We start from the raw sequence: 8,302 nt of genomic DNA, 5'->3' as shown, positions 1-8,302 counted from the left end.
CCGACGCACGAGCCCGCGTCAACGCCGCCCAACTGTTGAGCGTGCGCCAGGAGGGCGGGCAGCTGGTCGAGCCGTGGCTGGCCTGGACCGCCGCCGTCCAAGAACAAGGCTTCATCTCCGCCGATCATGCGCGGGCGATCGGCAAGATCATGCGCCGCATCCCCGCCAAGGTCGACCAAGACCTGCGCGACGAAGCCGAATACCAGCTGGCGCACTTCGCCACCCGCTCCACCCCCGACGACCTGCCCAAGGTCGGTGACCGGATCCTGGCCTACCTCGACCCCGACGGCCGCCTCACCGACGAAACCGACCGGCAAAACCGCCGGGGGTTGACCCTCGGCAAGCAAGGCGTCGACGGCATGAGCACTTTGACCGCTGAGCTCACCCCGCAGCTGCGCGCGGTGCTGGATCCGATCCTCGCCAGCCTCGGCCGCCCGGGCATGTGCAACGCCGAGGACCCTGAAAGCCCCTGGCACACCGACGGACTCGACACCGACAAGCTCAAGGACGCCGCACGCCGCGACAACCGCTCCACCGCCCAACGCAACCACGACGCCCTGCTGGCCTACCTGCGCCCCGAACTCGCCCCGACCCCGGGCTCGCATCGCGGGCTGCCGGTCTCGACGATCATCACCATGAGCCTGGCCGAGGTCGAAGCCGCCGCCGGGGTCGCCACCACTGCCTCCGGGGGCACCGTCCCGCTGGAAGAAGCTTTGGAGTTGGCGCAGAAGTCGCATCCGTTCCTGGCGATCTTCGACCACCACGGGCGTCCCCTGCATTTGGGGGACACCAAGCGGATGGCCAGCTCGCATCAGCGGATGGCGTTGATCGCCACCGAACGCGGCTGCACCCGCCCCGGCTGCAACGCCCCCGCCACGCTGACCGCTGTGCACCATGTGACCGAATGGTCCAAGGGCGGTCTCACCGACATCGAAAACCTCACCCTCGCTTGCGATTCCTGCCACTCGCTGGTGGGTGACGGCCCGAAGCAGTGGAAGACCGTGGTCATGCCACCGGACTCCGAACACGCCGGACGCATCGGATGGATCGCACCCCACCATCTCGACCCGACCGGGACCCCGCAGGTGAATGATCGCCACCATGCCGGGGAACTGTTGGCCGCCTCGCTGGCCAAGGCCCGCACGCGCCCACACCCCCGCCCACCGGTCCGATGGTGGTCACGCCCCTAACTCCAGCCCGAGCCTCACCGAAAGTGGGGCCCTTCGGGCTGCGTGCACTCCGGCTGCTCGTGTCACGCTGGCGTGCGCAAAACAACGAGGAAGCGTGGTCACCTCGCCTGCCCTACCGCACTGGGGCTGACGCCAGGTTGGGAGCCGCTACCTCACCTCCCGGCCCACGGACTGCACGCATCACCTTCTCGAGACACCCCAACACTTCCATCCCCCGAAAACACACCAGCTTCAAGCTCTTTGACAACTACATCGAGACGATGAACGACCGAGCCGTAAGGGGCTGGGACGTGAGTGAGGTCCGGTAGGTGAGTGCGCTGGAAGGTGCGGGTGTTTCCCGGAGGAGGCTGGTAAGTGAGGGGGCCTCGCAAGCTCGGCCACCCTCTCTCCCTCCTCCAGGCGTCTTTTATCTTTTCTTCTTTTGTCTTTTGTCCCTTACTGTTTGCCGCTCGTCAGAGCATGCAGCTCACGCAGCCCTCGACTTCGGTGCCTTCCAGCGCCATCTGCCGAATGCGGATGTAGTAGAGGGTCTTGATTCCCTTGCGCCAGGCGTAGATCTGAGCCTTGTTGACGTCACGGGTGGTAGCGCTGTCCTTGAAGAACAGCGTCAGAGACAGCCCCTGATCGACGTGCTGCGTAGCAGCGGCATACGTGTCGATGATCTTCTCGTAGCCGATGTCGTAAGCGTCCTCGAAGTATTCGAGGTTGTCGTTGGTCAGGTAGGGAGCCGGGTAGTAGACGCGGCCGATCTTGCCTTCCTTGCGGATCTCGATCTTCGACGCCACCGGGTGGATGGAGCTGGTGGAGTGGTTGATGTAGGAGATCGAGCCGGTCGGGGGAACGGCCTGCAGGTTCTGGTTGTAGATGCCGTGCTTCATGACCGAGGCCTTCAGCTCACGCCAGTCGTCCTGAGTCGGGATGTGGACGCCGGCGTCGGCGAAGATCTGGGCGACGCGGTCGGTCTTGGGCTCCCACACCTGCTCGGTGTACTTGTCGAAGAACTCACCCGACGCGTACTTGGACTCGGGGAAGCCGCCGAAGGCCGAACCGCGTTCGATCGCAATGAGATTCGACGCGCGGATCGCATGGTAGGCGATCGTGTAGAAGTAGATGTTGGTGAAGTCCACGCCCTCTTCGGAACCGTAGTGGACCCGCTCGCGCGCCAGGTAGCCGTGCAGGTTCATCTGGCCCAGGCCGATGGCGTGGGATTCGTTGTTGCCCTGCTCGATCGACGGCACCGAGTAGATGTGGGTCTGGTCCGACACCGCGGTCAGCGCGCGAATCGCGACCTCGACCGTCTTGCCGAGGTCCGGCGAGTCCATGGTCTTGGCGATGTTGAGCGAGCCCAGGTTGCACGAAATGTCCTTGCCCACCTTGGAGTAGGACAGGTCGTCGTTGAACTCGGACGCGGTGGAGACCTGCAGGATCTCCGAGCACAGGTTGGAGTGGGTGATCTTGCCCGCGATCGGGTTGGCGCGGTTCACGGTGTCCTCGTACATGATGTACGGGTAGCCCGACTCGAACTGCAGCTCGGCGATCGTCTGGAAGAACTCGCGAGCCTTGATCTTGGACTTGCGGATTCGCTTGTCGTCGACCATCTCGTAGTACTTTTCGGTGACGTTGATGTCCGCGAACGGGACGCCGTAGATGCGCTCCACGTCGTACGGCGAGAACAGGTACATGTCCTCGTTCTTCTTCGCCAGCTCGAACGTGATGTCCGGAATCACCACACCCAGCGACAGCGTCTTGATGCGGATCTTCTCGTCCGCGTTCTCGCGCTTGGTGTCCAGGAACCGATAGATATCGGGGTGGTGCGCGTGCAGGTACACCGCGCCCGCGCCCTGACGGGCACCCAGCTGGTTGGCGTAGGAGAACGAGTCCTCCAGCAGCTTCATGATCGGGATGACGCCCGAGGACTGATTCTCGATCTTCTTGATCGGGGCGCCGGCCTCACGAATGTTGCTGAGCAGCAACGCCACACCGCCGCCGCGCTTGGACAGCTGCAGGGCGGAGTTGATGGAGCGGCCGATGGACTCCATGTTGTCCTCGATGCGCAGCAGGAAACAGCTCACCGGCTCGCCGCGCTGCTTCTTGCCCGAGTTCAGGAACGTCGGCGTGGCGGGCTGGAAGCGGCCGTCCATGATCTCGTCCACCAGCTCCGACGCCAGCTTCTCATCACCCGCGGCCAGCGTCAGCGACACCATGACCACGCGGTCCTCGAAGCGCTCCAGGTAGCGCTTGCCGTCGAAAGTCTTGAGCGTGTACGAGGTGTAGTACTTGAACGCGCCGAGGAAGGTCGGGAAACGGAACTTCTTGGCGTACGCCTGCTGGAACAGGCCCTTGATGAACGCGGGCTGGTACTGGTCGAGAACCTCTGTCTCGTAGTAGTTCTCGCGCACCAGGTAGTCCAGCTTCTCTTCCAGGTTGTGGAAGAACACCGTGTTCTGGTTGACGTGCTGCAGGAAGTACTGGTGCGCGGCCTCGCGATCCTTGTCGAACTGGATCTCACCGTTGGGGCCGTACAGGTTCAGCATGGCGTTGAGGGCGTGGTAGTCCAAACCCTCGGTCGTGGAGGAATCGCCGCTGACGGGGCGCTCTACGCGGGCAGTCTTTCCGACCGGTGCTGTTGTCGTTGCCAAAACAAGTCCAATCCCTCTCGGACGCGCGCGACGTCCTCGGCAGTTCCCATGAGTTCGAAGCGATACAGGTACGGGACCCCCGCTTTGCGCGAGATGACATCTCCCGCATAGCAGTACGTATCGCCGAAGTTCGTGTTGCCGCTCGCGATCACCCCGCGCAGCAGGGCGCGGTTGTGCGGATCGTTGAGGAACTTGGCCACCTGACGGGGGACGAATTCCTTGTCGGATCGCTGTCCACCCAAAACGTGCCGACCTCCCCCGTAGGTGGGGACGATCAGCACGTAGGGATTGTCGACGCGAAGCGAGTCGGCGGTATGCAGCGGTATGCGAACGGCGGGGACATCCAGCCGCTCGACGAAGCGGTGCGTGTTCTCCGAAGCGCTCGAGAAGTAGACCAGATTCGGTGTCTCACCGGAGTTCTCGGCCATCTTCCCTCCTTTCGATTCGGACGAACCTGCAGGAGGCCACCGGGTGCACCGGCGGCTCCGAGCCGCTAGGCGACGGCGACGACGTCGGCCAGAGCCTTGATGCGGTCCGGGCGGAAACCCGACCAGTGATCGTCACCGGCGACGACGACGGGGGCCTGCAGGTAGCCCAGTGCCATGACGTAGTCGCGGGCTTCGGGGTTCTCGGAGATGTCGACGACGCTGTAGTCGACACCGGCCTTGTCGAGGGCGCGGTAGGTGGCGTTGCACTGGACACAAGCGGGCTTGGTGTAAACGGTGATGGTCATTGGTATCCCCTTCTCCTTGCCTTCGGTCCGTCGGCAGTGCACGGCTGAAACAAGATCCACGTAGTAAGTGCGCAAACCCCTGGAAGCGGAACCGAAGCCCCAGCTCACTCGGTGAACTTCGAGGTGTTCGCCTAGTGGCCTTCCAGCTCCCAAGACACTACACCTAGTGGCCGACAGATTCATACAACACGACATGTTGCGACTCACAAAGGTGAAATTCCGGTGCCGTAAGTACCTGGACACTCGATTCGCAACTCGACACGACTGCGACGCACATCACAATTTCGGCATTCAGTTCATTTCCAGCAAACACACCATTACCGCTGATCAACACCCATCTCACGAGTCACAGCAGACTCGAGCGACCAGACGGTTTGCGAGCCCCGCCGAGCCGTGCCCCCAATTCCCGGGGCCCCGCTCGGCTCGGCGTGTCGCGGCATCCGCGCAGGATCTACTGGATCGTGAACGACGCGCCGTCGACCGGACCGGGGGCCAGCAATCGATTGGTGGCCGGAATGCCATAGGTCTGCGCGTCGTAGGCCGACAGCGGCTGGCCATCGATGCTGATCTCACTGAAGGTGATCGGCGCGAACCCGGGCAGGGCCGCGTCCAGGTGACCCTCGACCACGATCTCGGCGGTCCGCACCGGCGCGGTCGAGGCCACCGTCGTCGTGCGGGTCCAATGCGCCGTGCGGTTCTCCAACGTCATGAGATAGCGCCCGCCATCCCAGTTGACCACCGAATGCATGACGTCGCCGGGACGCACCTCGACATCGTCGTAGCTCACCGGCGCATCCGGATACGACTCCCACCAGCCGTCGACTTCCTTGTCCGGCCGACAGAATCCGCCGAGCAAGCCGATCGAGCACAGCCCGTCCGCCGCCGCGCCCAGCGCGTTGGACAGTGCGGACCCGGCGTTCATGACCGTTCCGGCCAGTCGGGGATCGGCATAGGCCACCCCCGCGGCCAGGGTCTCGACCTGCAGCCCGGGCAGCGCCGCGTAGACGGCCGCGTCACTGGCACACAGGGATTCGACGCCGGTCTGCATGAGCGGGAGCGCGACCTGGCCGTTGAGGCCCTGCGCACCGTTCAATCCCACCCAGGGCACCACGCGCTGCAGCAGGCCCGGATCCGAGCAGTCGATCTCCGGCTGCACCCAGGTCGCGCTGACCTCGTGAAAGTCCCCCTTGACCACGTATCCGGCCCAGTTACCCAGGTAGAGGCGGGCATTCGAGGCGGCCACCGAGTCGATTTCGGCCACGGCGTCCACCTCGGCGACGGCGTCGGCCGCGTTCACCACCACGCCGACCGCGGAGACGGCCAGGGTCATCGCCATGAAACAACGGCCTAACGCAGAGTTGCCCGTTGATAGCTTCATGATCTGACGGTAGCCCGAAATGCCCCGAAACAGCGGCAGGCCACGGCTGAAAAGCCGTGGCCTTGCGCTGAATTCAGCGAGGGATCGCTGCGGTTTATTACGCGTTCGCCCGAACCTTGACAGCCTCCGCCAGCTGACGCACGGTGGCGGCCAGCTGGGTGATGGCCTCGGCGTCGTCGGCCGGGTGGGTCTCGACGAAGCGCGAGCCGATGGTGCCGAAGTGCAGCGAGGCGTCCTTGACGACCCCGGAACCGGCCACGCCCAGCGCCTTGACGGCGTCGTCGTGCGACCACTTGCCGGCGTTCGCGCTGATCGAGGCGGAGATGACCGCGGCGGGCAGACCCTTGAGCGCACCCGCGCCGTACGGACGCGAGGCCCAGTCGATGCCGTTCTTCAGCACGGCCGGCAGGGTGCCGTTGTATTCGGGCGTCACCAGCAGCACGGCGTCGGCGGCGGCGACGGCGTCACGCAGCGCCTGCGCGGCGGCCGGAACCTTGCCCTCGACATCGATGTCCTCGTTGTAGAAAGGAATATCGCCAAGGCCCTCGTAGAGGGACAGCTCGACGCCCTCGGGAGCGGTCTTGACGGCGGCCTCGGCCAGCCGACGGTTGATCGACGCGGCGCGGAGGCTGCCGACCAGAACGAGAATGCGGGTCTGCGACATGATGATCACTCCAAGGGTTACTGAATCAGCGGCGGAACTTTCGATAGACTGTAACCGGACCCCAGTCCGCTTACATTCCCGGGTAGGAGCAGACAGCCTGTGACGCGCGACACCCCAGCCGGCCGCGGCACCCCCACCAGCGACGATGTCGCGCTACCCGCCATCGCCCTGCCGATCGAACCCGTCGGCTCCCAGCGCCCGCCCGCGCATGCGGTCCCGCTGCTCATGCCCGGCAGCAGCCACGAGCGCAGCGATGCCGCCCGCAACCGGCAGCTGCTGCTCGACGCCGCCGAGACGCTGGTGCGCGAGCAGGGCGCGGACGCGGTCACCATGGACGCGGTCGCCAAGCTGGCGGGCGTCGGCAAGGGCACGGTGTTCCGGCGGTTCGGCAATCGCGCCGGGCTCATGCTGGCGCTGCTGGACCAGTCCGATCAGAAGCTGCAGTGGGCCTACATGTTCGGGCCGCCGCCGCTGGGGCCGGGCGCGCCGCCGGTGGAGCGGCTCATCGCCTTCGGGCGCGCCCGCCTGGCGCTCACCGAGGTGGAGGGCGATGTGCGCAAGAACGCCGCCATCGGCGGGCAGTACGCCGGGCCGCCCTACAACATCGCGAAAACCCATGTGTCGCTGCTGCTCCGGCAGGCGCACGCCCCCGGCGACATCGCGCTCACCGCCGACACGCTGCTGGCCACCCTGGACGCCGCACTGGTGCTGTATCAGATCCGGGAGCAGCGCTACACCCTCGACCAGGTCGGCGACCACTGGGAGACCCTGGTCCGCCAGGTCACCGCGCCCGTCGCGAGGTAGTACCGCCCGCGAAGTACAGTGTGGCCATGGGGAACCTGCGCGAACAGATCATCGCCGAATTGGGCGTCGCACCGACCATCGAACCGAAACTCGAAGTGCGGCGGCGCATCGACTTCCTCAAGGATTATCTGCGCTCCACGCCCGCGACCGGTTTCGTGCTCGGTATCTCCGGCGGCCAGGACTCCACCCTCACCGGCCGGCTGTGCCAGCTGGCCGCCGAGGAGTTGCGCGCCGAGGGCCACGACGCCACCTTCGTGGCCGTGCGCCTGCCCTACGGCGTGCAGTTCGACGAGGAGGACGCGCAGATCGCGCTGCGCTTCATCCAGCCGGATCGGTCCGTCGTGGTGAACGTCAAGCCCAGCGCCGACGCCGCCGCCGGTGAGGCCGCCACCGGAATCCTGGAACTGCATCAGGAGCCCCGCCTGCGAGACTTCGTGCGCGGCAATATCAAAGCGCGCGAGCGCATGGTGCTCCAGTACGCCATCGCCGGACAGCTCAACCACCTGGTCGTCGGCACCGACCATGCCGCCGAGGCGGTCACCGGCTTCTTCACCAAGTTCGGTGACGGCGGCGTCGACATCACCCCGCTGACCGGTCTCACCAAGCGCCAGGGCGCGGCGCTGCTGCAGGAACTCGGCGCGCCCCCGAGCGTCTGGCAGAAGGTCCCCACCGCCGACCTCGAGGACGACCGCCCCTCGCTGCCCGACGAGGAAGCCTTGGGGCTGAAGTACTCCCAGATCGACGACTACCTCGAGGGCAAGCCCGTCGCCCCCGAGGTCGCCGAGCGCCTGGAGACCATCTTCCTCAACACCCGCCACAAGCGAACCGTCCCGGTTACGCCGCTCGACACCTGGTGGCGCTGACACCCGGCTCGGGTGAAAAGCGTTTGCCGTA

8 protein-coding genes are annotated in these 8,302 nt (G+C 65.5%); 3 read left to right on the top strand and 5 right to left on the bottom strand.

Annotated elements, in window-relative coordinates; translation table 11 throughout:
- Positions 1–1,190 (top strand): HNH endonuclease signature motif containing protein (locus VMT65_RS30280; protein WP_326311889.1); only part of this gene is annotated, 1,190 nt, incomplete at its 5' end.
- A 452-nt stretch (positions 1,191–1,642) separates the two neighbouring features.
- Here the strand turns inward: VMT65_RS30280 and nrdE are convergent.
- The 5 genes from nrdE to VMT65_RS30255 form a co-directional block, all read right to left on the bottom strand.
- The gene (gene nrdE / locus VMT65_RS30275) at positions 1,643–3,724 is read right to left on the bottom strand and encodes a class 1b ribonucleoside-diphosphate reductase subunit alpha (protein WP_326311932.1); all 2,082 of its coding nucleotides are present in this window, start codon (positions 3,722–3,724) and stop codon (positions 1,643–1,645) included.
- Positions 3,725–3,786: 62 nt separating this feature from the next.
- Positions 3,787–4,257, bottom strand: coding sequence for a class Ib ribonucleoside-diphosphate reductase assembly flavoprotein NrdI (gene nrdI, locus VMT65_RS30270; RefSeq protein WP_326311888.1), 471 nt, complete (start codon positions 4,255–4,257; stop codon positions 3,787–3,789).
- A 65-nt stretch (positions 4,258–4,322) separates the two neighbouring features.
- Positions 4,323–4,562 carry a redoxin NrdH gene (locus VMT65_RS30265; RefSeq protein WP_326311887.1) on the bottom strand — a complete coding sequence of 80 codons (240 nt, stop codon included), beginning with the start codon at positions 4,560–4,562 and terminating at the stop codon, positions 4,323–4,325.
- Between the two features lie 451 nt (positions 4,563–5,013).
- Entirely contained in the window at positions 5,014–5,898 is an 885-nt protein-coding gene (locus tag VMT65_RS30260; RefSeq protein WP_326311886.1) for a G1 family glutamic endopeptidase, read from the bottom strand.
- 139 nt (positions 5,899–6,037) lie between these two features.
- Complete coding sequence (locus VMT65_RS30255) at positions 6,038–6,604, bottom strand: NAD(P)H-dependent oxidoreductase (RefSeq protein ID WP_326311885.1); 567 nt, start codon at positions 6,602–6,604, stop codon at positions 6,038–6,040.
- Between the two features lie 225 nt (positions 6,605–6,829).
- Here VMT65_RS30255 and VMT65_RS30250 point away from each other — a divergent pair, with 225 nt between their 5' ends.
- Both VMT65_RS30250 and nadE read left to right on the top strand, forming a co-directional pair.
- Positions 6,830–7,408, top strand: coding sequence for a TetR/AcrR family transcriptional regulator (locus VMT65_RS30250; RefSeq protein WP_326311931.1), 579 nt, complete (start codon positions 6,830–6,832; stop codon positions 7,406–7,408).
- A 26-nt stretch (positions 7,409–7,434) separates the two neighbouring features.
- Positions 7,435–8,271: an ammonia-dependent NAD(+) synthetase gene (nadE, locus tag VMT65_RS30245; RefSeq protein WP_326311884.1), complete on the top strand. Its 837-nt coding sequence runs from the start codon at positions 7,435–7,437 to the stop codon at positions 8,269–8,271.
- Positions 8,272–8,302: the final 31 nt, after the last annotated feature.

This window comes from Nocardia sp. CDC153 (assembly GCF_035818515.1).
Taxonomy (GTDB): domain Bacteria; phylum Actinomycetota; class Actinomycetes; order Mycobacteriales; family Mycobacteriaceae; genus Nocardia.
Note: the sequence above shows the minus strand (reverse complement) of the source record. Positions and strands in the feature narration are given on the sequence as shown.